A 23477-nucleotide genomic window follows, 5' to 3' on the forward strand; every position below is an offset into this window, starting at 1 on the left:
ACATTTCTGTTGAATGTAAATCCGCTATCGCGAGCAGGCTCGCTCCCACATTGGATGGGGTCGTCCCACAGGTATTGTTATCGCCGCTGCTCCCTGTAGGAGTGAGCCTGCTCGCGATGGCGGTGGGTCAGCCAACATTTCTGTTGAATGTAAATCCGCTATCGCGAGCAGGCTCGTTCCCACAGGCCTCGCGCTGCTCGGCAGCGGCTACACGTCCAGCATCTGATCCGCATTTTCCTTCGCCATCTGCCTCTGTCATGCACCCACCCTCACGCTCACAATGACAGCACGGTCCGCAGTCGCGCAGTCACTGCACCGTAAACTCATAATGTAGGAGGCCCCATGGGCAAGATGGCAATTTTCCTCGGTGGATTTCTGGTGTTAACCATTTTGATTGGTGCCCTGGCCACGATCTCTCCCGTTTAGTCCCGTCCTCCCGGCAGCACAAAGCAAAACGCCTCCACATCGGGAGGTGTTTGCGATTTGTGTTCGGCAATCACTCCGCCCGCCAGCGCCGCGCCTGCACGATCAGCGCCGGGGCAAAGTGCAGCACGATCATTCGCACCAAATGATGCGTCAGGATAAACACCACATTCAGCCCGCCACTGAACGCGACGATGGCAATGGTTTCAATGGCCCCCGGCATGTACGCCAGCCACAACGACAGCGGATCGCTGCCCAGCAACTGCCCGGCTACACCGGCAAACGCGGCGGCGATCAGCAACATGAGGCCGACGGCGAGCAGCCCGGCGCGGCCATGGCGGACCAGCTCGGCGAAGGTGATGTCCTTGAATTTCGAGCCAATCAGCACGCCGATCAGCACGGAGGCGGAGTCGACGCTCCACTGCGGCAGGTGGAATGTCTGGAGGTAGCCCAGCTTGATGCAGGCGGCGGTGAGCACGATAGCGGTGAGCATGAACGGCGCTGGCACGCCGACGCTCAGCAGCACGCGGCCGAGCAGCAGGCACAAGGCGATCAGGGACAGCAGGGTCAGCGCCGTACTCGCGTCCAGCGGGCTGCTCTGGGCCAGCGCCACGTCGACATGCCCGGGAATGCAAAAACTGACCAGCAAGGTGATCGACAACAGGCGGACCAAGTGCACGACGATCACTTTGCTGGACGCGCGTTCAGACTCGATCAAGTCGAAGACGGCGGCGAGTGCGCCGGGGTACACGGATAACAGCGAGTCCTTGAGGTTCCAGCCCGAGACTCTGAACAACCAGAAACCGGCCACGGAACTCTGGACCATCAGGCACAGCAGCATGAAGCCGAGGCTGGGCAACATGGCCGCCACGGTGTGGTTGTCCCACGAGGTAAACATCAGGCCGGTCGCAATCCCCAGCACGATTTGCACATAGCCAAGGCCGAAGGGCAGGGTGGGGGAAAATCGCAGATTGCTGGCGATCAACGCGCTCGCGAGTATCGAGCCCAACAACAGGCCGTGGGGGATACCGGCGTATTGCAACACGGTGCCGACGCCGGTGGCGATCAGCAAACACACCAGGGTTTTCATGAGTCTTCCTTGATTTTTGAAGTGCGCCAACGCTTCCATTTGGGCCGTGCACGTTTTCCCACTTAATGGCGTGAGGCGTCAAGTACGTGCGTCTCAGTGTTGTCAGTGTGAGTTACCGGGTATGGCGAGCGGCCGTCCGTGGCTCGCCCCTGTCGATCAGAAGCGGGTTATCGCGAACCCTCCCGACTTCATTGCCGGGCCTGGGGTGAATGCGGGTTGTGGTCGGTGTGTTTCGGTCCAGCCAATGCCCACGCCACCACCCCAATCAGCGGCACAAACACGATCACCACGATCCACAAGAGTTTGTTGGTCGATTTGCCTTCGGCTTTGCGCACTCGGTTGATTGCCCATAGCTCGACCAGCAACAGAACGGCTGTCAGCACGATCCAGATTGTTTCGATTTGCATGAGTCACCCTCCAGATAGTCCTTCTGTTAGGTGAGTCGTGGTGGGCAGGGTTCATTAAATTTTGGTGGAGGCTTGCGCTGGGTTGCTCGCGAGGGTGATCTGTCAGTCAAATCTGTTTTGACTGTCAGGGCCTCATCGCGAGCAGGCTCGCTCCTGCAGGGATTGCGGGGGTTCATTAGATCGAGTTGGCGAGTTTTCCGGTGGAGAGGCGGCGTTTGTAGGCGCTGTCGCGGTTGGCCAGCCAGTAGTAGAGCGGTGAGGTGATGAGCAGGCCGACCAGCCAGGACAGGTCAGCGCCGTTGATGTGTTCGGAGATGGGCCCAACGTACAGCGGCGTGTTCATGAACGGAATCTGCACCGCGATCCCGATTGCATACGCCAGCAACGCCTGCGGGTTGTAGCGTCCATAGATCCCGCCATCGACCTTGAAGATCGAATCGATGTCGTACTGACCTTTGTGAATCGCGTAGAAATCGATCAGGTTGATCGCGGTCCACGGCACCAGCACCACGAGCAGCACCAGTACCATATCGACGAAGTGACCGATGAAGTTGGCGGAGGCGCCGACGGCGGCGAAGCAGCACGCGGCGAGGATGATGAGGGAGAGGACGGCGCGGCTTTTGGCGGTCGGGATCCAGCGGTAGGCGAAGGTCTGCACCAGGGTGATGACCGACAGCACGGCGCCGTAGAGGTTGAGGGCGTTGTGGCTGATGACGCTGAGCAGGAACAGCACGAGCATCAACGGGCCGATGGAGCCGGTGGCGAGTTTGACCGCGTCCATGGTGTCCATGCCTACGGGCGTGGCGAGGACGGCGACGGCGCCGAAGATGAACGAGAGGCTGGAGCCGAGAACGGTGCCCAGGTACGTGGTCCAGAACGTAGCAGCCACCGGCACGCTCGCCGGCAGGTAGCGCGAGTAGTCGGAGACGTAGGGGGCGAAGGCGATTTGCCAGAGCGCGGCGAGGGAGACGGTGGCCAGCCAGCCGGAGATGTTGAAGCTGCCACGGGTGAGGAAATCGGCGGTCTGCACGTGGGTGAAGATGTAGCCGAAACCAAGCACGATGCCGGCGCCCAGCACCCAGGTGCCGATGCGGTTGAGTACGTGGATGAACCGGTAGCCGATGATGCCGATGATGCCGGAACCGAGGGCGCCGATGACGATGCCGACCGGCACCGGCACGCTGTCCACCACGCCGTGCAGGGATTTGCCGGCAAGAACGATGTTGGAAGCGAAGAAGCCGATGTACATGATGCCGGCGATCAGCACCACCAGCAGGGCGCCGAGGGAGCCGAACTGGGCGCGGCTCTGGATCATTTGCGGAATGCCCATCTGCGGGCCTTGCGCCGAGTGCAGCGCCATCAGCACGCCGCCGACCAGGTGGCCAACGAGGATGGCGACGATGCCCCACACCAGGTTGAGGTGGAACATCTGCACGCCGAGGGCGCCGGTGACGATGGGCAGCGGGGCGATGTTGCCGCCGAACCAGAGGGTGAACAGGTCACGGGTCTTGCCGTGGCGATCTTCGGGCGGCACGTAACCGATGGTGTGTTTTTCGATGAGCGGGGCGGCGGTTGTTGCGGTGGTAACCATGACGGACTCCAAGGCAATTTGAGTACGTGGACGTACTTCGGTGAGCGCCGCACTGGGGCGACGCTTTTCTTGTTGGAGTGATGATGTGCGGTGGGGGCGGATAGATAAATTAGTAAGATTGTGGGTATAGACGTTAAAAAAAGTAGGTCGTTTGGTCACCGCAAAACCCTGTGGGAGCTAGCCCGCCAGCGATAGCGATTTGACAGTCAACATTGATTTGGCTGTCAGATCGCTATCGCTGGCAGGCTAGCTCCCACAGGGGTTTTTTGGGTGTTCGGAATCTTTGTTATTCAGTGATCGATAGCAGCATCCGTTGCAACATGGCGTCGCAGGCAGTGAGTTGTTCGAGGCTGACGAATTCGTCGGGTTTATGGCCCTGGTCCATGCTGCCGGGGCCGCAGACGACGGTGGGAATGCCGGCGGCATCGAACAGGCCGCCCTCGGTGCCGAAGGCCACGGTGCCGAACGCTCGGGAGCCACAGAAACTGGCGATCAACTCGGCCGCTTCGCTGTGTGCATCAGTCGCCAATCCCGGATACGCCGACAACTGGCTGAATCGAATCTCGCTCTGTTCACTCACGGCACGCATGCGCGGCAACACCTGTTGCTCGGCAAAGGCCTTCAACGCCTGTGCAACTTCACTCGGATCATACGAGGGCAACGCGCGGATTTCGAAGTCGAAGCGGCAATCGGCGGGGACGATGTTCAAGGCCTTGCCACCGCAAATCACCCCGGTTTGCACGGTGCTGAACGGCGGATCGAACCGCGCATCGTGATGCTCGGGGGCTTTGAGTCGGTTGCCGATCCGCCCCAGCTCACCGATCAGTTCGGCGGCGTATTCGATGGCATTGACCCCCAGCGGCGCGTAGGCGGAGTGGCACGCTTCACCGTGGACATCGCAGCGCATCGCCAGTTTGCCTTTATGCCCGAGCACCGGCTTGAGTTCGGTCGGCTCGCCGATAATGCACAGCATCGGTTTGACCGGTCGCTGTTCCAACTCCGCCAGCAACGAACGCACGCCGAGGCAGCCGACCTCTTCATCGTATGAAAGCGCGATGTGCACCGGCAGCCGCAACCGGGCGTTCACCAGCGACGGAACGAGGGCGAGAACACAAGCGATGTAGCCTTTCATGTCCGCCGTGCCGCGCCCGAACAGTTTGCCGTCGCGCTCGGTGAGTTCAAACGGCGCAACAGTCCACGGCTGGCCGTCGACGGGCACCACGTCGGTGTGCCCCGACAGCACGATGCCCGGCCGATCCGCCGGGCCAATGGTCGCGAACAGATTGGCCTTGCTGCGTTGCTCGTTGTAGATCAGCTCGCAAGGCACATCGAAACCCTCGAGGTAGTCGCGGATGAACTCGATCAGGTGCAGGTTGGATTCGCGGCTGGTGGTGTCGAACGCCACTAGGGTTTCCAGCAAATCACGGCTGCTGCTCATCGGTCGTCTCCGGCGACGCCGTAGCCGGGGGACTTGTCGGGGGCGAGGGCGCGGTCGATGTAGTCCTGAACTTGCGGGCGATAAGCGTCCCAGAGTTTTTCCAGCTGGCCGATGGGATTTTCGTCCGCCCAATCGACCCGCAGGTTGATGATCGGCCAGGTCAGTTCGCCGACCACCACCATCGCCGCCGAATGCACCGGCCCGGCTTCGCCACCGGCGGCGATGGCCGCTTTCATGGCAGCGAGCAAGCGGTCGGCGAGTTGTCCTTCGCCGTGTTCGAACGCTTGGACCATGGCCTCGATGACCGAACGGTCGGCAAGCATGTTGCCGGCGGCGACGCATTGTTCACCGGACACGGCGTTGTGGTTGCCCAGGGTTTGCGCGCCGCTGAAATGCGCGGTCTGGCCGAGGTGGTCGATGGCGGTAATCTGACGGTATTGGCTGTAACCGTTGCGGGTCAGGACTTTGTCCAGCGCCTCGGCCGGCGCCAGGCCTTGTTCCATCAGCGCGAGCACTTCCGGGCCTAACGACGGCAAGGTGATGTTTTGTGTGGAGACAGCGCCGACACCCGGCAACAGCCAGGGGCAACGGGCGCCGACGGCGATGCTGGAGGAACTGATCGCAATGCCGAACTGGCCGGTTTCGGGGCATCGGGCGGCGATGGAGAAAGTCATGGGTTTAGCTCCTTGGTTTGCCTTGGAGAAGGTGGTGTCTGGGCGGGCCTCTTCGCGAGCAGGCTCGCTCCCACAGTTGGATCTGTGTCGTACACAAATCCGCGGCCACTGAAGACTTTCCTGTGGGAGCGAGCCTGCTCGCGAAGGCCGCGACTCGGTCTAACGACTTACTCAGGAATCACCGCAATCACATCAATCTCCATCAGCCACTGCGGCTGCCCCAGCGCCGACACCACCAGCCCGGTCGAAATCGGAAACACGCCTTTGAGCCACTTGCCCACTTCCTGATACACCGGCTCGCGATACCGCGGGTCAATCAGATAAGTCGTGGTTTTCACAATGTGGGTGAGGTCGCTGCCAGCCTCTTCCAGCAACTGTTTGACGTTGCGCATGGCCTGCTCGGCCTGCGCACGCGGGTCACCCAGACCCACCAGCCGGCCCTCGAAATCCGTCCCGACCTGGCCGCGAACATAAACGGTATTGCCTGCCCGGACCGCCTGGCACAGGTCATTGTCCAGGCTCTGGTTCGGGTAGGTTTCCTTGGTGTTGAACATGCGAATACGGGTATGGGTTGGCGTGGACATTTTTAGCTCCTGACAGAAAAAGGCTTAGGCACTGACTGTGGTTTTGAGGGCGGCCGGGGCCTGTTCAGCCTCGCGTTGCGCCGCATCGTGGTAGTCGAGGTAAGAGCGCTGGATGGCGATGTGATCTGCCACGTACTTGGCGTCATGCCAGACACCCCAGATGAACGACGAGCCGCGACGGGACTGCCACGGCAGGCCAAGGAAATACACGCCAGCCTCGCTCGACACGCCGCGCTGATGCTGGGGCTTGCCGTTGTCGTCGAAGGCATCGACCTTGAGCCAGCTGTAATCCGTGGCAAAACCGGTGGCCCAGATGATCGAAGTCACGCCGGCCCTGGTCAGGTCGAGTTCAAGAATCGGGTGGGTCACGCATTCGGGATCCGGGAACACGTGGCGGGCTTCAGGTTCTTCCGGCAGGTCCAGGCCGTTGCGTTCGATATAAGCGTCGGCGGCATTTAGCAGCGCCAGGTAGTTCTCATCGCCACGCGCCAGGTTGTCCGCCAGATTCGGCTGGAACGTCGCTACGCTACCGTTGAACGATTGAGTCAGCCCCACGAGCGTCATGCCGCGATGGGCGAGTCCACGGAAGTCCACCGTGCGCCCGCCATGGGCACCGCTGACCGCGATGGTCACGTGCTCCCGTCCCGGTTTCATCGCCGCCTGATCCCACTCGCCCAGCACACCCAGCCACCAGCAGAAATCACGGTTGCGGTAAGCGCGAGGAGGGCGGTCGTGGGCGCCGACGGAGAGGTAAACCTTCTTCCCCGCACGCTGCAATTCATCGGCAATCTGCACGCCGGACGAACCCGCGCCGACCACCAGCACCGCGCCTTCAGGCAGTTGCGCCGGGTTGCGGTAGTCGGCCGAGTGGATCTGCATGAAAGGCTGATCTTTCGGCGCAATCGGCGGAATGACCGGCCGCTGGAAAGGCCCGGTGGCGGCCACCACGCGGTTGGCCTCGATCACGCCTTCAGAGGTTTCAATGGTGAAGCCCGGGCGACCGACATTGCGCTCGACTTTCAGCACGTCGACGCCGGTGCGGATCGGCGCGTTGAATTTCCTGGCGTAGGCTTCGAAGTAATCGGCGACGCGTTCTTTCGGGGCAAATTCGTCGGGGCTGAGGTCGTCGAAATCAAGACCCGGGAACCGGTCATGCCACGCCGGACCATTGGCCACCAGCGAATCCCATCGCCCGGTGCGCCAACGCTCGGCAATGCGGCTGCGCTCCAGCACCAGGTGCGGCACCCCGAGTTTGCTCAAGTGTTCACTCATGGCCACGCCAGCCTGACCGGCGCCAACAATCAGCGTATCTGTTTTTATTTTTTCGGTGGTCATCTCAATACCCTTCGAAGTTGGAGTGAGGTCGCGAACGACCCGCCATTTCTTGGGCTCAAGACTAGGGATGACCCTGGTATCGGTAAAATATTATTAAGCTGGCATTTGAGTATAAATAACTGAGGCAGAGCGCCGTCTGGCGCTCGGGTGGATACGCCGAAGAGGCTCCACGGGTTAACATGGCGCTTTATCAGCGCACCATACAACCGGTTGGGTAATGTAATGGAGTGGATCGAGCATTGATCGAACGACGCCAATTCAGCGGAGGCATGAAGGGCAAAAACCTTCGCTATCTCAATGAACACCCTGATGGGACCCGGCAAACGGTCCGCGCAGGCTTTCTGCTGCTCGAACATTTCTCGCTGCCGGCGTTTACCCAGGCGCTGGATACGGTGGTCACGGCCAATCTACTACGACCCGACTCGTTCTCTTCTCGCACCTTTGGTTTGAACGATGGCGAAGTCGTCAGCGATCTGGGCCTGGTCATTCGGCCCGATGCCCGTATCGATTGCGCAGCGGTCAAAGCGCTGGACCTGCTGGTGATCTGCGGTGGCTACCGGACAGAACTCAAGGCCAGCGAAGGCTTGATCAGTCTGTTGCGCACGGCGTCGGACCAGGGCGTCAGCCTGGCCGGGCTGTGGAATGGTGCATGGTTTTTGGGGAAGGCCGGTCTGCTGGACGGTTACCGTTGCGCGATTCACCCGGAGCATCGCCCGGCGCTGGCGGATTTCTGCAAGGCCACGCAGGTCAGCAGCGAGCCCTACATCATTGATCGAGACCGGCTGACGGCTTCGAGCCCGTCCGGGGCTTTCCACATGGCGCTGGACTGGATCAAAGGCCTTTACGGCAAAGCGCTTGTCGAGGGGATCGAGGACATCCTGGCGTTCGAGGAGTCGCGCTACCGGCGCATCAAGCCTACGGAAAATGTCTGTGTGAGCGCGCCATTGCGCGAGGTGGTGAAGCTGATGGACGCCAACCTCGAAGAGCCGTTGGAGTTGGAGCAATTGGCGGTTTACGCGGGTCGTTCTCGTCGACAGCTCGAACGGTTGTTCAAGGAGCAACTGGGCACGACACCGCAACGGTATTACATGGAACTGCGAATTACCGAAGCGCGGCGGCTGCTCCAGCATACGGAGCTGTCCCAGGTGGACGTGCTGGTGGCGTGTGGCTTTGTGTCGCCGAGCCATTTCAGCAAGTGCTACAGCTCGTATTTCGGCTACCGGCCTTCCAAGGAGAAGCGACTCGTCAAATAAGAGCCGCTCGCCCCGAGAAACCCCGACCGTTAATGCATCTTGCTGTGATCAGCCATGCCGAGTGCCCGGGCCTCGGCTTCCACCTTAATCGTCTCTTTCTCGCCCTTGGCGTTTTCCACGGTCAGGATCAGCGGGACTTTATCGCCTTCCTTCACCTGCGCCGTCAGGTCCATCAGCATCACGTGATAGCCGTGGGGATCAAAGCTCACCGGCTTGCCGGCCGGCAGCTCGACAGACTCGACCTGACGCATGCTCATCACATCATCTTTCATGCTGGATTGGTGAATCTGTACGGTTTTGGCGACAGGCGATTGCACGCTGAGCAGCTTGCTGTCGCTGTCGGCTTGCAGGGTCATGAAGGCGCCGGTCGATGGCTGGCCGGCAACGGTCGCGCGGACCCAGGCATCGTCCACTCTGGTTTGCGCCGATACCTGCCAGGCCATGCCGATCAGGGCGCACCCCAGGACCAGTTGTTTGACGCGTCGCGAGAAAGCGGTGTTGGCGTGGATCGAATTCATCAGCAGACTTCCATGACGGTGAGCAGGTCTTCTGCGCACTCTTGAGCCGTAAGGGACGCGGACAGCCCCAGGCGCAAGTTGCCCCGGGAGTCGAAGACGTAGCTGGTCGCGGTGTGGGAAAGGGTGTAGGTCGAACCGCTCGGGATCTTTTCGAAGAACACGCCGAACTCCTTGGCGGTGGCGGCGGTTTCTTCCAGCGTGCCGTGCAGCGCCTCGAAGCTCGGGTCGAACGTCTTGACGTAGGCGTCGAGCATTTGCGGCGTGTCGCGTTCCGGGTCGAGGGTGATGAAGATCACCTGCAGCTTCTCGCCGTCTCGGCCCATCAGTTTCTTGGCCTGTGCCGCACGGGCCAGGGTCGTGGGGCAGACCGCCGGGCATTGGGTGAAACCGAAGAACACCATCGGCATCAGGCCGCGATAACTGGTGAGCATCTTCGTTTCGCCCTGGGCGTCTTTGAGCTTGAAGGTACGCCCCATGATCTTGTCGCTGAGGTCCTTGCCGTACTTGAACGACAGCCTGGAGCTGTCATCGCAGCCGGCGAGCAGGCCAAGACTCAACAAGCCCATACCGCGCAGGACCGTGCGGCGGGTAAACAACGTACTCATGGAAAAGCATTCCTGTGTTGCGACGGGAAATCTGTAGCGCCTGATGAGTCAGACGAAAAAAGCGCGTGGATATTAACAAACTGTGGCCGTGTTTCGCTCATTGTTGGACGAGGGGTGGTTTTGGTACAGGGGCAGAAGCGGCACAAGACTACGGATCAGAGCCGGAACCTGTAGGAGCCAGGCTTGCCGGCGAAGGCGTACTTGAGAGCGCCTTCGCCGGCAAGCCTGGCTCCTACAGGTACTGATTTACGTCCGGTCGAGCGTCGACACATTCCAGATACAAAAGTGCGCTTTCATGGCCTTGTCCCCCCTCACAATGAGAGCGTTGCCATGATCCGTAAACTGCAGCAAGCCGCCCGCTTCCTCAGCCAGAGCGCGCGTTTGATGGTCGGCGTCCCTGATTACGACAACTATGTCGCCCAGATGGCGCTCAAACACCCCGAAGAACCGGTGATGAGCCATTCGGCGTTTCTTCGCGAGCGTCAGGAAGCCCGCTACGGCGGCAAGCAATGCACCACGCGTTGCTGCTGATTACCCGGGCAAACGCCGTGATCAGCACAATATCTTCGCCATTGCGTAACCACTGCTAAGCTTCGACGTTGCAGCGTCCGAGCCTTTACGGGATCGGGCGTTGAGCGTGGCCATGGAGTACGACTTCAGTATCAATATCCACTTCTACAGGGGTGGCGAGCGATTGTCGGTAACCTGCACGGAGGCAGGCAATGGTAATCAAGCACGTAGGCCATTCAAGTGCCGAGGGCGTTCCCGAGCCACTCGATCACGAAGAGATAGAGCGGGTGCTGGCGCTGTTGCTGGCCAGTCCGGTGTTTGCCAAGTCCAGGCGCATGGGCAGTTTGCTGCGTTTCCTGGTCGATCACGATCTTCAGTTTTCCACTATCCCACTCACCGAGCATGCCATCGGCATCGCCGTGTTTCGCCGTGACCCGGCTGTTTACTGCACCGGAGACGATCCGGTGGTGCGCGTGCAGGTGGGCCGGTTGCGGCGCAAACTCGCGATCCATTACGCCACCCTCGGGCAGCAAGACCCGGTACGCCTGAGCATTCCGGCCGGTTGTTATCGGCTGGCTTACCAGCGGATCAGACCCAAAACCATCTCGATGCGTCATCCTGTTTTGCAGATTCAGCCGTTTACCTGCATCACCCGTGACGGCGATGACTTCACCAAGGGCTTGTCTGAAGAATTGAGCTGCCGGCTTTTCGAGTCGTTCGAGCAGACGCAAAGCCATGGCAACCACGTGCTGATGAAAGTGTCACGCTCCAGTGTCAAGGCACTGGACGTTGTGCGTGCCGGGCGCGGTAACTATTCCCTTGAGGGCAGCGTGCGGGTGGAACCGAGCCGAGTCCGGGCATCGGTGCGCCTGATTGATGTCGCACAGGGGCGGATCCGCTGGTCCGAGCAGTTCGATCGCAATCAACCTTACGGCATCGCGACCCAGGAAGATCTGGCGGAGTCCATCTGTCGGTCGTTGACGGGCTATTTCGCCCGGGGAAGCGGTGATGTTTCTTGAGAGGAAGGGGCAACCGCGAGGTTGCCCCCGGTGCGACGATTACACGGTTTTCCATGCACCGTCTTCGTAGCGACGGGTTGCATCGTTAACGACAGTCAGGTCGATTTCGATGGCCTTGGACCGCGACGTGCTGAACATGGTGCTGGTCTGCACGTTCTGTTCGAACCACACGAGAATGGCCTCGACAGGGGTCAAAACGATATTGCCGGTGACCACCTGCTTGGTGGCGACGTAGATCGGCGTGCTGACCTGCGTGCCGTCGATGCCGACTGACAACTGGTTGATGCCGGGGTGGATCGGGCCGTATTCGTTATCCAGGGTAATGGATATGTCTGGGCCGCCGGTTACCGCCTGGCCCAGCAAGCCTTCCGGGCTAAGTATCGATTGTTGCCCCAGGCCGATCGTGACGATGTTGGTCGACACCTTCACCGTCACGTCAGCCTGAAAAGTATTGGACCCGAACAGTTGGTATTGCGGGGTCCAGCTGAAGCCGTTGTTGCTCAGGTACTTGTCATAGGACTGCCAGACAACGTTATAGGCTTCGTTGCCGACTTTCTTGGCGAAGCACAGCTTGTAGCCTGACTGCTTGAGAAGGGTCAGGTCATCGGCTGCGATCTCGATCGTGACGGACTTTTGCGTGGCTGCCAGGGTTGACGTCAACACCTTGCAGTAGTCCGACGTTTTCAGAGCCGTGGGGGCAATGCTCTGGAACGACTTGAGGGCCTCTTGCACATCATTGTGAAGTTGCAGAGCTTGCTTGCTTACAGCGCTCGACTTACTCATGGCTTTCCTCTTCCTTGGTTGTGTTGGGCAATCAATGGGCAGCGGGCAGCGAATCCGACAAGTGATCGGGCAGCACCCTCTAAACACATTGACGGCTTCACAGTAGGCGCAGGATTCAGGGCGGCGAAGTGTCTTGGCGTTACAGCGGGGAGGGCGGTTAAACCAGCAAGGTAACAGCCTGCGTAACCGGGTTGTATCAAGGGAATCTGTGAGTTGAAACAGCGGAGCGGCCGTGCGACCGCCCCACCGTAGCTTCATGCCGTCGGGCTACTCACCTTCGCGTCGGCCCAGACGAAGTTCCAGCTGGTTCGTTTGCCCTTGGCAATCTCGATCAGCTTGTTCTCATATACGGTGTGATTGACCGTGCCGGTGTAAGTCAGCTTCCGGGCCGCGTTGGTCCCGGTGACTTCCCCGGGTTTGCCGCCAGATTCAGTCATGGCCTTTTTCATATCGGCTTCCGACGGGGCGCTGCTCTGGTTTTTTTCAACGGTTACGAAACTCATGGTGTCACCTCTTCCGTGATGGGGGGATCGGCGGACAGTCGGGTCAAGACGTTCTCGACCCGGCCAACACACCGAAGCCAATACTCTATTGGCCCGCCGGGCACCGCAGAAGTGACAACACGGTCGGTAAGGTAACACCGCGGATACAGCGAATCGCGCGATGTAACGGCGACGTATCAGCCAGTGGCATCATTTCGCTTTCCAGTGTCCACCGCCCGATTCGCAATCAGTCTTCGATTGGGCCAAGTGTTCCGCACCGTAGTAATACGTGGTGACCTGGGCGTTGTCGGGGATGTTCAGCGACTTGCTGTTCTTGTCCTTGCTGGTGGAGTGAGGGTTGGCCAGGGATTCCTGGGTCAGGGTCGCGATGCAGGAGGCCTGATAATGGTCGTCGCACTGGTCGACTTTTTTCTTGGTGCTGGTGAGCATGTCCTTGCTCTCGTTGCTGCATGACCAATCGATGGCATTTACCGGCATGCCTTCGTACTCATAGCAACTATGGGACTCGACCACCGGAACGGATGGGCTTTGGGATCGGGTCAGGACGTCACAGCCTTCAGCGAATACCAGCGTGGGGCTCAGGCTGGCGAGCAGAAACAGCAGTCTACGGTTCATCGGGAATTCCTCTCCAATGGCGCTGCTCGTGATCAAAGATCGGCGCTTATGGAGTTTCGAAAACACGATGAGGCGTGGGGTTCAATTCGTTTTTGAGCCGCGACGGCATTTAATCCATCAGCGCGCAGTTAAAAGGGCTGCCCTCTCGCTCACGAGAGGGCAGGTGTCCGTTTTTATGTGTGATGAATCTCCCGATCCTTGGTTTCCGGCATGAAGAATATGCCCAGGACGGCGGTCATCAAGGCGATGACAATCGGGTACCAGAGGCCGTAGTAGATATCACCCGTGGCCGCGACCATGGCGAACGCCACCGTCGGCAGGAAGCCGCCGAACCAGCCGTTGCCGATGTGGTAGGGCAGCGACATCGAGGTGTAGCGGATGCGCGCCGGGAACAGTTCCACCAGCCAGGCGGCAATCGGGCCGTAGACCATGGTCACGTAGATCACGAGGATGGTCAGAAGCAACAGCACCATCGGGTAGTTGGTCTTGGCCGGGTCGGCTTTCTCGGGGTAACCGGCTTCTTTGAGGGCGGTGCCGAGAGTGGCGGTGAACGCGTCGTTCTTGGCCTTGAAGTCGGCGGCCGGCATACCGGTGCCCTCGAAACTCTGAAGCACTTTGTCGCCGATGCGCACCTGCGCGACCGTGCCCGGTTCAGCCTTTTCGTTCTTGTAGGGAATGGCCCGTTTCGCCAGCACGGTCTTGGCGAGGTCGCAGGAACTGGTGAATTTGGCCTTGCCCACCGGGTCGAACTGGAATGAGCACTGGTCGGGATCGGCGATCACCGTGACCGGGTTCTTCTCCTGCGCGACGAACACGTCGGGGTTACCGTATTGGGTCAACGCGTTAAAGATCGGGAAGTAGGTCAGCGCCGCGAGAATGCAGCCGGCCATGATGATGCCCTTGCGGCCGATGCGATCGGACAGGCTGCCGAAAATGACGAAGAACGGCGTGCCGATCAGCAGCGAGCCAGCAATCAGCAGGTTGGCGGTCTGCGGCTCGATCTTCAGTGTCTGCAGCAGGAAGAACAGCGCGTAAAACTGCCCGGTGTACCAGACGACGGCTTGGCCGGCCGTACCGCCGAGCAGGGCCATGATCACGATTTTCAGGTTATCCCAGCGGGCGAAGGATTCGGTCAGCGGCGCCTTGGAAGACTTGCCCTCTGCCTTCATTTTCACGAATACCGGTGATTCGCTGAGCTGCAAGCGGATGTACACCGACACAATCAGCAGCAGGATCGACAGCAGGAACGGAATCCGCCAGCCCCAGGCCTCGAAAGCTTCGTTGCCCAGGATCGTCCGGCAAGCAAGGATCACCAGCAGCGAAAGGAACAGGCCCAGGGTCGCGGTGGTTTGAATCCATGAGGTGAAATAACCGCGTTTGCCTTTCGGCGCATGCTCCGCGACGTAGGTCGCCGCGCCACCGTACTCACCGCCCAGCGCCAGGCCTTGCAACAGGCGCAAGGTGATCAGGATGATCGGCGCCGCCACGCCAATGGTCGCGTAGCCGGGCAGAAAACCGACGACGGCGGTGGAGACACCCATGATCACAATGGTGATGAGGAACGTGTGCTTGCGCCCGATCATGTCACCCAGGCGCCCGAACACGATGGCGCCGAAGGGACGCACCGCGAAACCCGCAGCGAACGCGAGCAGCGCGAAGATGAAGGACGTTGTCTCATTGACCCCGGCAAAGAAATGCTTGGCGATGATCGCGGCCAGGGAGCCGTAAAGGTAGAAGTCGTACCACTCGAACACGGTGCCCAGTGACGAGGCAAAGATGACCTTGCGCTCCTCCTTGGTTATACCGCGTTGGGGCGCGCTGCCCGTGGAGGTGTTGTCGATTGCGGCCATGAGTCTTCTCCGTCGTTCTTGTTATAGGCCGGAGTACCTTGTTACCTCTTTGCCGCACCCAGGCCCTTGGGCTGATGTCGTCGGATTACGGATTGCACGAAGCATGCACACAGGTTGACCGCCTCGCATCGCTGCAAGGTTCTTGAAGCATAATCGGCTTCACGCAGATATCCACTCGACGTCACTTCTCACCCCACGGAGTCACGCCTGACGCCTCGGTACGCAACCATTCGTTTAATCAATAATCACCATCAAGGAATGCAAGTTCTGTTTTTTTGTCATGAGAGGAGGATAGCGTCATACCAAAGTCGCCTCTGAAGGAACCTGCGCGATGAGAATCTCTACCTTGCTGGCCCTTGTCGCCGTATTGACCGGCAGTGTTGCCGCCACCGTGCCGGCCTACGCGGCCGACCCGTCCTGCCATTTCCTGCCGATGGGCGACAGCCCGGCGAGCTTGCAGCACACTCAATCGGTGGGCGTGCTCTACAGCGAAAACACCCTCAACACGATCGAATACCTTGAGCAGTACCATTCGGTCGCGCTGAATGGGGCGAAGAACCCGGCGCTGGATTCGCGCATCAGCAGCGCCTTCGTCAACAGCTCCGATCCGAAGCGGGCGATCAACTGGCTGATGGGGTCGCTGCAAAAACAATTTGCTTCGGTGACCGTCTACGACAATCTCGACGCCCTGGTGCAAGCCCATCCCGATGTGGTGGTGATGCTCGACACCTACAACCGTCTGGTGTCCAAGCGCAACAACCAGGTCGAAGCGCGATTCCTCGCCAAGTTCTACGACTCGAACCTGCAATACATCGGCAAGGCTGAAGGCTCACGTGAGCAGCAGATGCCTTCGGTGTGGGTGCATGGCAAAGCTGCCCCGGAGATTGCCGCGCAGATTGACCAGCAAAATGTGGTGCAGGTGAATGCGTTGAAGCAGTTTGATGCGTCGTTGAAGGCGTTGGTGATGTCTGGTAATGGGGCGCAAGTCGCCAGTTACTGATGCACATTCAACGTGATCAATAACTTACTTGTGAATTCCACACATTGAGGTGTGACCGCTTCTGTACCTGTGGCGAGGGAGCTTGCTCCCGTTCGGCTGCGCAGCCGTCGTAAATCCAGTGCACGCGGTTTATCTGAATGATCCGGGTTGCGGATTTTGGGGCCGCTCCGCACCCCAGCGGGAGGAAGCTCTCTCGCCACAGGATATTGGTGAGTTCGACGCATCGAGGTCTCAACGCTCCTTTTTTGAGGATGGGCGGTCAGGTGATTTTCAGGTTTATTCAAGTGCCGCGCATATCAGGTGGCGCACGACCTCGGCCTCCACAGCCCCTTCGTTGCCGCTTTCATCAAAAACCGCGCAACTCGCCGTGCTGTTTCCATCAATGCAGCGGTAAACCGCAATGATGCTGCCCGGTCCGACTCCCGTGTGACCACTCAAGGTCAGGCCACTTTCCACCATGCCCTGCATCAGACCGAGGCCGTATCCCGGAGCAACCCAGGGACGCCCAGCGATCGGTCCGCCCAGCGTGCGTACCGTTTGCATCTCCCGCAGCAGTGATTGCGGCAACAGATGCCCGTCCAATAGACGATCCAGACACAGGGCCGCTTCAACAAGCGGGCCGACCAGCAAACCGTGATAAACCCAGCCCGGGTCATAAGTCGAAGCCGCTCCCATGTTGACGTACGCCAGATCGGCGCGGGTCGTGGCGAGGCGGATGCGCGATAAACCGAGCGGGGCAAACACGCGTTGCGTCAGCGCTTCTTCAAGTCTCAGCCCGGTGACGCGCGCAATGAGCCTGGCGATGAACAAGTAGCCGACGTTCGAGTATCGCCAGCCGTCTCCGGGTGCATAACGTAACCTGGTCGCATCAAGACGCTGCAGCATTTCAGCGGCTGACCACGGTGTCTCATGGCGCGCGACGGCGGTGTGGTAATCGGCGAGTTCACTGTAATCCGCCAATCCGGCTTCATGCCGCAGCAGTTGACGCAACGTGAACGGGCCTTCAGGCACTCCCTCATCCAGACCGATCAATCCATCACGCACCAGCGACAACGCTGCGGCGGCGAGAACCGTCTTGGTGAAACTCCACCAGGGCACGGTTACGTCGGGCTGCTCAGGCGTGAGGAGCGAACCGTTTGAGACAAGGGCTAAGGGCATGGGCTGACTGCTCTGGGGGAGACGCCGGGGAGTTTGCCAGAAAACAAAACCGCGATTGTGTTTACGCAACGGTTTGGCTAATCTCGCACAAACACGCAAACTCAGGCATAAACATGCAAGATCAGCATTCGGCCACCGAGCTTCCTTCCGTGCGCCGGCAAAAAATCCTCCTGATCCTTGAGCGCGACGGCAAGGTCATGGCCTCGGAATTGAGCCAGCATTTCGCCGTTTCGGAAGACACCATTCGCCGCGACCTGTCGGAGCTGCACAGCGCCGGCCTGGTGCAACGCGTGCACGGTGGCGCGCTGCCTCGGCCCAAGGATACGGGCAAGGATTTCCTCACTCGGGTAGGTGAAACCGACGAGGTGAAAGTGCACCTCGCGCAACTTGCCGCGCGACACGTCCGGGATGGTCAGATCGTGATGTTCGATTCGGGGAGTACCACGCTGCAGATCGCCCGGTCCTTGCCTTCGACTATTTCCATCACGGCCATCACCACATCGCCGTTAACCGCGATTACCCTCGCGGAATACCCAGGCATCAAGGTGATTCTGGCGGGTGGGCAACTTAACCTGGCGACGATGTCGGTCAGCGGTCACGAGACCGTGCGCTTGTTGCAAGGCATCAAGGCTGACGTGCTGTTTACCGGGGTTTGTGCGATTCATCCGGAGGTCGGCATCAGCTCGCTGCATTTTGATGAGGTGCCAGTGAAGCAGGCGCTGTTTGACAGTGCCTCTCAAGTGATCGCCGTCACCACGGCGGACAAATTGGGTGCGGTGGAACCGTACATCGTCGTGCCGTGCTCACGTTTGCACACCCTGATTACCGAGCGTCACGTGGCGTCAGGCGACATCGACGACTATCGCAAGCTGGGAATCGAAGTGGTGCAAGCGCACGCCTGAGCGATCAGCCATGCCCCAGGGCAATCGCAAACGACACCACGATCAAGCACGCAAACGCAAAATTGATGTTCATGAAGCTTTCGCCCGAATAATCAGAAGTGGCGCCATCCTGAACTCGCCGCTTAAAAATAAGAAATTCGGCTTCATGATTTAAAAGATCGAAGCAATTGATAACGGTGTAGCCCACACCTGCAAACAGCAGCCTAAACCAGGTATTTGTTGAACCAGGCCACGGTCCTGTCCCACGCGAGCTTCGCGGCGGCTTCATCGTAGCGAGGCGTGGAATCGTTATGAAAACCGTGATTGCAGCCTGCGTAAATGAATGCCTCGTAAGTTTTGCCCGACGCTTTCAACGCTTTCTCATACGCCGGCCATCCTTCATTGATGCCCTTGTCCAGTTCGCCGTAATGCAACAGCAGCGGCGCCTTGATTTTCGGCACATCCTCAGCTTTTGGCTGACGGCCATAAAAGGGCACGGCCGCCGCCAGTTCCGGGTAGGCCACCGCCGCCGCATTGGAGACGCCACCGCCATAGCAGAACCCGGTGATGCCGACCTTCCCCGTGGTCTTGTCATTTTTCATCAACCAGTCAATGGCGGCGAAAAAGTCATTCATCAGCTTTTCCGGATCGACAGTCGCTTGTAACTCCTTGCCTTTTTCATCGTTGCCCGGATAGCCGCCCACCGAACTCAGGCCATCGGGTGCGAGGGCAATAAACCCCGCTTTGGCAACGCGCCGGGCGACGTCCTCGATGTAAGGGTTGAGCCCACGGTTTTCATGCACGACCAACACCGCCGGCACCTTGCCGGTGGCTTTGGCCGGGCGCACCAGATAGCCGCGGACATTGCCGTGGCCCTTGGGTGATGGATAGGAAATGTACTCGGGGAGGATGTCCGGGTCGGTGAATTCAACCTGCTCGGCGAGGGCGTAGTTCGGGCTCAGGGAGGCGAGGAGGGCGCTGGCTGTCAAACCGCCCAGGGTGAACAGCGCTGCTCGATCAAGAAACTCGCGCCGGTTGATCTTGCCGTGGGCGTAGTAGTCGTAGAGCTCCAGCAGTTCCGGGGCGAAGTCTTTGGCGGTGAGACGTTCCATGGGGGCACTTCCCGTTGGTTCAGGATCTGAATCAGTAAAGCAGCGTTTGGCGCACTGACTCAGTTTTCGAAACAGGACGCCAGAAAACTCATCACCGCCTGCACCGACGGGGTGTGCCGGATGTCGCTGTGGACCACCAGCCACACTTCACGCGCCAGCCCCGCGCCCACGGTCTCCATCGCTTGCAATCCGTAGTGCTCGCCAAGGAAGTACGGCAGTGCCGCAACGCCGGCGCCTGCCTGGGCAATGGTTGCCTGGATGTTCAGATCATTGCTGCGCAGCAGGATCGGCCGATCCCCCGCTTGTTGCTTGAGCCAGATCTGTTGCGGGGTTTGCTCCATGGTCTGGTCGTAAGCGATGAACGCCAGATCTTCCGGGACGGTCTTGGACAAGTAATCTGCCGAGCCGTACAGGTGAAACTGCACCGTCGCCACCTTGCGCGCCACCAGGTCCGGCTCCTTGGGGCGGCTCAGGCGCACGGCAATATCGGCTTCGCGCCGCGACAACGAAGCGCTGTCCAGACTGCCGATCAACTGCACAGACAGTTGCGGATGCAGGGTGCGCAACGCCTTGATCCGCGGCGCTATCAACGCGCAGGCCAAGGCGGGCGGGGCACTGACGGTGACTTCGCCGGTAAAGCTTTCCTGCCCGGCGAGCGCCGAGCGTTGCACCGCGAAGGACTCGCTTTCCATGCGCTGCCCGAGCTGGGCAATTCGCTCGCCGTCCTCGGTGATGACATAGGAACGAGGGCGCCGGTCCACCAGCTTGAGGTTCAGCGAACTCTCCAGCGCGCTGATGCGCCGCGCCACGGTGGCGTGGTCGACCTTGAGCTTGCGCGCCGCCGCCGACAACGACTGCTCGTGGGCGAAGACGATGAAGTAGCGAAGATCCTCCCAATCGAACATGGGCGTTTTCTCACATGAAGGGTGAATAAATGGGGAATTTTGCCCCACCGCCAAGCCTGCAAGAATTCTTCTACACCTGACAAGCAGGTCTGAAGCGCGCCGTGTGCGGCGTGTTCATCGCACGACTTGACGAGGAAACAGCCATGTCCAAATCAACGCCTCTCGCGTATGCCGGCATCGTCGGCGCCACGTTTTTCTGGGGCACCAACTTCAATGCCGGTGCCTATATCATCAAGAGCATGGCACCGATCAGCGCGTCCATTGAGCGCTTTGCCATTTCTACCCTGTTGCTGTTGCTGATTTTCGGCCTGGCGGGCAAGTTGCGCCTCACCACGGTGAAAAACAATCTTGCCGCGTTTATTGGTCTGGGCCTGCTGGGCTTTACCGCGTTCAACCTCGCGACCTTCTTCGGCCTGCAAACCACCACGCCCATCAACGGCGCGCTGATCCTGGCGACCACGCCGCTGTGGACCATGATCTTCGCGGTGCTGCTGGAAGGCGAACGCATTGATCGCGGCCGCGCCATCGGGCTGGTGCTGGGATTGCTGGGCGTGGGACTGGTGATCACGCGCGGGGATATCCAGGTGCTGCTCGGGCTGAAAGTGGCGACCGGCGACGCGATCATTCTGGCCGGCAGCATCGCCTGGGCAGCCAACATGGTCGGCACCCGACGCTTCGTCAAAGACTCGACACCGCTGGAAACCACCACGTTTTCGATGCTGTTCGGTGTCATTGGCCTGATCGTGTTGGGCTTCATCTATGAAAGCCCGATGGCCTCGATCAGTACGGCTTCGCTGTCTGTGCATGGAGCGGTTTTCTACTTGGCGGTCTGTGGTTCGTTGATTGCCTACTTGCTGTGGTTCAAAGGCATTCATGCGATCGGTGCGGCGCGCACGTCGATCTTCTTCAACCTGGCGCCAGTGTTCACCATGCTGGTGTCCTCGATACTCGGTGTGCTGCCCAATGTGTGGCAGTTGCTGGGGGCGGGCGGCGTGATTCTTGGGGTGGTGTTTGCTTCGGGGTTGGTGTTCAGCACGACGCAACCCTCGGTGGTGAAGGTCCGTACTGGCCTGGCAGATAAGGCCGCCTGATCCCCCCGCCAGCTGCTACAGATCGCGTTTTGGCTTACATGATTTTTCGAACTCGGCAGCTCAAATGCTTCGTCGATTATCGAGGTTTCGTCTGGTGTGGGAAGCACGCGCCACGTCAATAAACATCGCCGCAGATTTTTTGTTTAAAACCTCCAAAGGTTACGTCCTGAAAGCTACAAAACCTTGCGCCGTTGCCTACGGCTGCGCCAGAATCCGCCGGCTTGTGCGCCTTGGGGTCACTCGGTAACTTGATTCGTGTCACTGCCCATCAGTGATCGGGTTTAGCAGCCCGGGATATCTCGGCTGAACGTGCATCTGTTATGCAGGTATTTCATTGCCTGTACTTAATGGTAGCTGTACGTAGGGCGCCCTTGGGCGCGCCGGATTGCTGAGTGTCCCGGTCTGCTAACCTGCGTGCAGTTGCCACCCTCTTCGTTTAGCAGCAGGAGGGATGGCACACCATTAGGACACTCAGCAAATGATAAAGCCTTCACCAAATCCGCCTGACACCGATCCGGCCTCCCCATACGAACCCGATTCAAAGAAGCTCAATGAGGCCGCCGAGCGGGCTCTCGATTACCACTTTCCATCGAACGCCGACATCAAAGCCACCCCGCGAACACGCAGCACCCTGTTTTCCGTAGACCCTGAGACTACGGTCGAAACCCTGGCGGTTTATTTGGTCGAGATACTGGCGTCGGTTGACGTGATGGTCCATCAGTTGGTGGATCATTTAGAGGGGGAATCGCGCTACGCTTTGCTGGGCATTTCCAACAGCATCATGGTGGCGGAGATCACGGCGAATCGGGTGTTGGATAAGATCGATCTGCCTAAGTAGGTGCTGTCTTCTGTGAGTAAGTAGCGGACGTTGGGCTGTGCAGCGGTGCCTTTTTGGGGCCGTTGCGCGGTCTAGCGGGAGCAACCTCTCTCACCACAGGTTTCTCGGTGCTTGGTGTTTCTGCTAGCTGTCTGGCGTTTGGGCTTGTACGTGATGTGATTAGTCTGGACGCCGCGTTATCGTCCTTCGCAAGTAAGTTTTGCTCCTACAGGGGCGCGTTGTGAGAAAGCGGTTATGCTGCCAACCAGGAATGGGTAGTCGATGGAGTGGTTGGTGATTGGGGGGGGAAGTTGAAGCGTTCAAGCTATTAGCTAGGCATACTTAACTCGTTTCTCAGAAGAGTGCGTCGCGACTGCTTCTAATATAATTTCAATGGTGTTACGTCGAAAAGTTATAAACAACTGTCATTTCTTACAGGTGATATTGAACAGTTGTCGATTTAGGATGAAGCCTCTATGAATAGATGGAGCTATTGAAATGCCATACTCACAAGATTCGTTCACTAATATTACCGTCGACACCCCTATCGATGTTCAAACACCTACTAGCCATAAGGGCAGTTTTAAATCTGCTACTGCTACTAAAGTGGTTATGCACTGGAAGGGAGAGCTGAGGGAGTTTGAATATTGGGAGATTAAGCAAGTTAATGTCGGGATTCTATTGGACGACTTTTTTAGGGAGGATGGAACCGTATGGACACGACCTGATCATGACCTGTTAGTACGATAACTCATATGACTATTTGATCACCACCAAGCTGCATCATCGCCGCGTATTGTTTGTTGCTGTTGACCCAGTCCAGAGCTGGCGGTGGTGCGGGTGGCTTGTTGCAGGTGTTGGTGGCCGGCGCCTGATCTTCATTAATTCGTCGTAAAAAAAGATCCGCTGATGCAATGCAACAGCGGGTCAATTGGCTTTCCGTTCAATCCGGCTTTTGTTGTACAGCCCCCCATTCAGTTCTGCTCTTCACAGGCCTGGGCCATTTTGAAGTAGGTAAAGGCCTCGACATTTCCGGAGGTGTCCAGATAAGTGAGTTTGGCGCTGACCACTTCGCAATCGGCGGAACGAGGCTCCTCAAGGGAAATGACTTTCGCCACGTGGATCGGCATGCCATAGCGATAAGGCTTGGCGGGTACATTGGGCGTGTCTGCAAACGCGTTATGGGTGAGTACTACCAGGGCAACAGCAGCACTGGCGAACAAAGTACGAGTATTCATGGTGTGTCTCCGGTTACTTCATATAGGTCGGCGGATACTGCAACGCCGACCCTTGCAGAAGACTTCTGACATCCATC

At 59.1% G+C, this 23477-nt stretch carries 24 protein-coding genes; 7 read left to right on the top strand and 17 right to left on the bottom strand.

Annotated elements, in window-relative coordinates:
- Positions 1–496: 496 nt before the first annotated feature.
- The 7 genes from FHL16_RS29535 to FHL16_RS29565 form a co-directional block, all read right to left on the bottom strand.
- Positions 497–1513 carry an AbrB family transcriptional regulator gene (locus FHL16_RS29535; protein WP_077750120.1) on the bottom strand — a complete coding sequence of 339 codons (1017 nt, stop codon included), beginning with the start codon at positions 1511–1513 and terminating at the stop codon, positions 497–499.
- 188 nt (positions 1514–1701) lie between these two features.
- Positions 1702–1920: a PLD nuclease N-terminal domain-containing protein gene (locus tag FHL16_RS29540; RefSeq protein WP_010459492.1), complete on the bottom strand. Its 219-nt coding sequence runs from the start codon at positions 1918–1920 to the stop codon at positions 1702–1704.
- A 175-nt stretch (positions 1921–2095) separates the two neighbouring features.
- The gene (locus FHL16_RS29545; RefSeq protein ID WP_010459493.1) at positions 2096–3511 is read right to left on the bottom strand and encodes a purine-cytosine permease family protein; all 1416 of its coding nucleotides are present in this window, start codon (positions 3509–3511) and stop codon (positions 2096–2098) included.
- 286 nt (positions 3512–3797) lie between these two features.
- Complete coding sequence (argE, locus tag FHL16_RS29550; RefSeq protein ID WP_077750121.1) at positions 3798–4949, bottom strand: acetylornithine deacetylase; 1152 nt, start codon at positions 4947–4949, stop codon at positions 3798–3800.
- The gene (locus tag FHL16_RS29555; RefSeq protein ID WP_010459498.1) at positions 4946–5623 is read right to left on the bottom strand and encodes a DUF1028 domain-containing protein; all 678 of its coding nucleotides are present in this window, start codon (positions 5621–5623) and stop codon (positions 4946–4948) included. The genes argE and FHL16_RS29555 overlap by 4 nt, the downstream gene beginning before the upstream one ends.
- Before the next feature lie 167 nt (positions 5624–5790).
- Entirely contained in the window at positions 5791–6207 is a 417-nt protein-coding gene (locus tag FHL16_RS29560; RefSeq protein ID WP_010459500.1) for a RidA family protein, read from the bottom strand.
- 24 nt (positions 6208–6231) lie between these two features.
- A complete protein-coding gene (locus FHL16_RS29565; protein WP_077750122.1) occupies positions 6232–7542 on the bottom strand; it encodes a flavin-containing monooxygenase in 1311 nt (436 codons plus the stop codon).
- 269 nt (positions 7543–7811) lie between these two features.
- On the opposite strand from FHL16_RS29565, the gene FHL16_RS29570 reads away from it, so the two are divergent.
- Positions 7812–8795, top strand: a complete 984-nt coding sequence (locus FHL16_RS29570; RefSeq protein WP_077750153.1) for a GlxA family transcriptional regulator — start codon at positions 7812–7814, stop codon at positions 8793–8795.
- A 29-nt stretch (positions 8796–8824) separates the two neighbouring features.
- Here the strand turns inward: FHL16_RS29570 and FHL16_RS29575 are convergent, their stop codons facing one another.
- Both FHL16_RS29575 and FHL16_RS29580 read right to left on the bottom strand, forming a co-directional pair.
- Entirely contained in the window at positions 8825–9313 is a 489-nt protein-coding gene (locus tag FHL16_RS29575) for a copper chaperone PCu(A)C (protein ID WP_010459506.1), read from the bottom strand.
- Positions 9313–9918 carry an SCO family protein gene (locus FHL16_RS29580; RefSeq protein WP_010459508.1) on the bottom strand — a complete coding sequence of 202 codons (606 nt, stop codon included), beginning with the start codon at positions 9916–9918 and terminating at the stop codon, positions 9313–9315. The genes FHL16_RS29575 and FHL16_RS29580 overlap by 1 nt, the downstream gene beginning before the upstream one ends.
- 330 nt (positions 9919–10248) lie before the next feature.
- On the opposite strand from FHL16_RS29580, the gene FHL16_RS29585 reads away from it, so the two are divergent.
- Together FHL16_RS29585 and FHL16_RS29590 are read left to right on the top strand one after the other, a co-directional pair.
- Positions 10249–10449 (top strand): YbdD/YjiX family protein, encoded by a 201-nt coding sequence (locus FHL16_RS29585; RefSeq protein ID WP_010459510.1) that lies wholly within the window; start codon positions 10249–10251, stop codon positions 10447–10449.
- Between the two features lie 191 nt (positions 10450–10640).
- Positions 10641–11447, top strand: a complete 807-nt coding sequence (locus FHL16_RS29590; protein ID WP_077750123.1) for a hypothetical protein — start codon at positions 10641–10643, stop codon at positions 11445–11447.
- Between the two features lie 39 nt (positions 11448–11486).
- Here the strand turns inward: FHL16_RS29590 and FHL16_RS29595 are convergent, their stop codons facing one another.
- The 4 genes from FHL16_RS29595 to FHL16_RS29610 all read right to left on the bottom strand — a co-directional run bounded on the left by FHL16_RS29595 (position 11487) and on the right by FHL16_RS29610 (position 15198).
- Positions 11487–12230 carry a hypothetical protein gene (locus FHL16_RS29595; RefSeq protein ID WP_077750124.1) on the bottom strand — a complete coding sequence of 248 codons (744 nt, stop codon included), beginning with the start codon at positions 12228–12230 and terminating at the stop codon, positions 11487–11489.
- A gap of 254 nt (positions 12231–12484) precedes the next feature.
- Positions 12485–12733 carry a hypothetical protein gene (locus FHL16_RS29600; RefSeq protein ID WP_010459515.1) on the bottom strand — a complete coding sequence of 83 codons (249 nt, stop codon included), beginning with the start codon at positions 12731–12733 and terminating at the stop codon, positions 12485–12487.
- A gap of 189 nt (positions 12734–12922) precedes the next feature.
- Complete coding sequence (locus FHL16_RS29605; RefSeq protein ID WP_077750125.1) at positions 12923–13348, bottom strand: hypothetical protein; 426 nt, start codon at positions 13346–13348, stop codon at positions 12923–12925.
- Between the two features lie 173 nt (positions 13349–13521).
- Positions 13522–15198 carry an MFS transporter gene (locus tag FHL16_RS29610; protein WP_077750126.1) on the bottom strand — a complete coding sequence of 559 codons (1677 nt, stop codon included), beginning with the start codon at positions 15196–15198 and terminating at the stop codon, positions 13522–13524.
- A 331-nt stretch (positions 15199–15529) separates the two neighbouring features.
- On the opposite strand from FHL16_RS29610, the gene FHL16_RS29615 reads away from it, so the two are divergent.
- Positions 15530–16198, top strand: a complete 669-nt coding sequence (locus tag FHL16_RS29615; RefSeq protein WP_077750127.1) for an ATPase — start codon at positions 15530–15532, stop codon at positions 16196–16198.
- A gap of 276 nt (positions 16199–16474) precedes the next feature.
- Here FHL16_RS29615 and FHL16_RS29620 read toward each other — a convergent pair whose 3' ends face one another.
- A complete protein-coding gene (locus tag FHL16_RS29620) occupies positions 16475–17356 on the bottom strand; it encodes a serine hydrolase domain-containing protein (protein WP_077750128.1) in 882 nt (293 codons plus the stop codon).
- Between the two features lie 113 nt (positions 17357–17469).
- On the opposite strand from FHL16_RS29620, the gene FHL16_RS29625 reads away from it, so the two are divergent.
- Positions 17470–18258: a DeoR/GlpR family DNA-binding transcription regulator gene (locus FHL16_RS29625; protein ID WP_010459523.1), complete on the top strand. Its 789-nt coding sequence runs from the start codon at positions 17470–17472 to the stop codon at positions 18256–18258.
- 203 nt (positions 18259–18461) lie between these two features.
- Here the strand turns inward: FHL16_RS29625 and yghX are convergent, their stop codons facing one another.
- Both yghX and FHL16_RS29635 read right to left on the bottom strand, forming a co-directional pair.
- A complete protein-coding gene (yghX, locus tag FHL16_RS29630; protein WP_010459524.1) occupies positions 18462–19349 on the bottom strand; it encodes a YghX family hydrolase in 888 nt (295 codons plus the stop codon).
- Positions 19350–19408: 59 nt separating this feature from the next.
- The gene (locus FHL16_RS29635; RefSeq protein WP_077750129.1) at positions 19409–20254 is read right to left on the bottom strand and encodes a LysR family transcriptional regulator; all 846 of its coding nucleotides are present in this window, start codon (positions 20252–20254) and stop codon (positions 19409–19411) included.
- A gap of 143 nt (positions 20255–20397) precedes the next feature.
- Here FHL16_RS29635 and FHL16_RS29640 point away from each other — a divergent pair, with 143 nt between their 5' ends.
- Positions 20398–21345 carry a DMT family transporter gene (locus tag FHL16_RS29640; RefSeq protein ID WP_077750130.1) on the top strand — a complete coding sequence of 316 codons (948 nt, stop codon included), beginning with the start codon at positions 20398–20400 and terminating at the stop codon, positions 21343–21345.
- Between the two features lie 478 nt (positions 21346–21823).
- Entirely contained in the window at positions 21824–22183 is a 360-nt protein-coding gene (locus tag FHL16_RS29645) for a DUF6124 family protein (protein WP_010459527.1), read from the top strand.
- Positions 22184–23136: 953 nt separating this feature from the next.
- Here the strand turns inward: FHL16_RS29645 and FHL16_RS29650 are convergent.
- On the bottom strand, positions 23137–23400 hold the full coding sequence (locus FHL16_RS29650) for a DUF2790 domain-containing protein (protein ID WP_010459529.1): 264 nt from the start codon (positions 23398–23400) through the stop codon (positions 23137–23139).
- Between the last annotated feature and the right edge of the window lie 77 nt (positions 23401–23477).

The organism is Pseudomonas sp. FSL W5-0299 (genome assembly GCF_005930655.1).
In the GTDB taxonomy this organism is placed as follows: Bacteria; Pseudomonadota; Gammaproteobacteria; order Pseudomonadales; family Pseudomonadaceae; genus Aquipseudomonas; species Aquipseudomonas mandelii.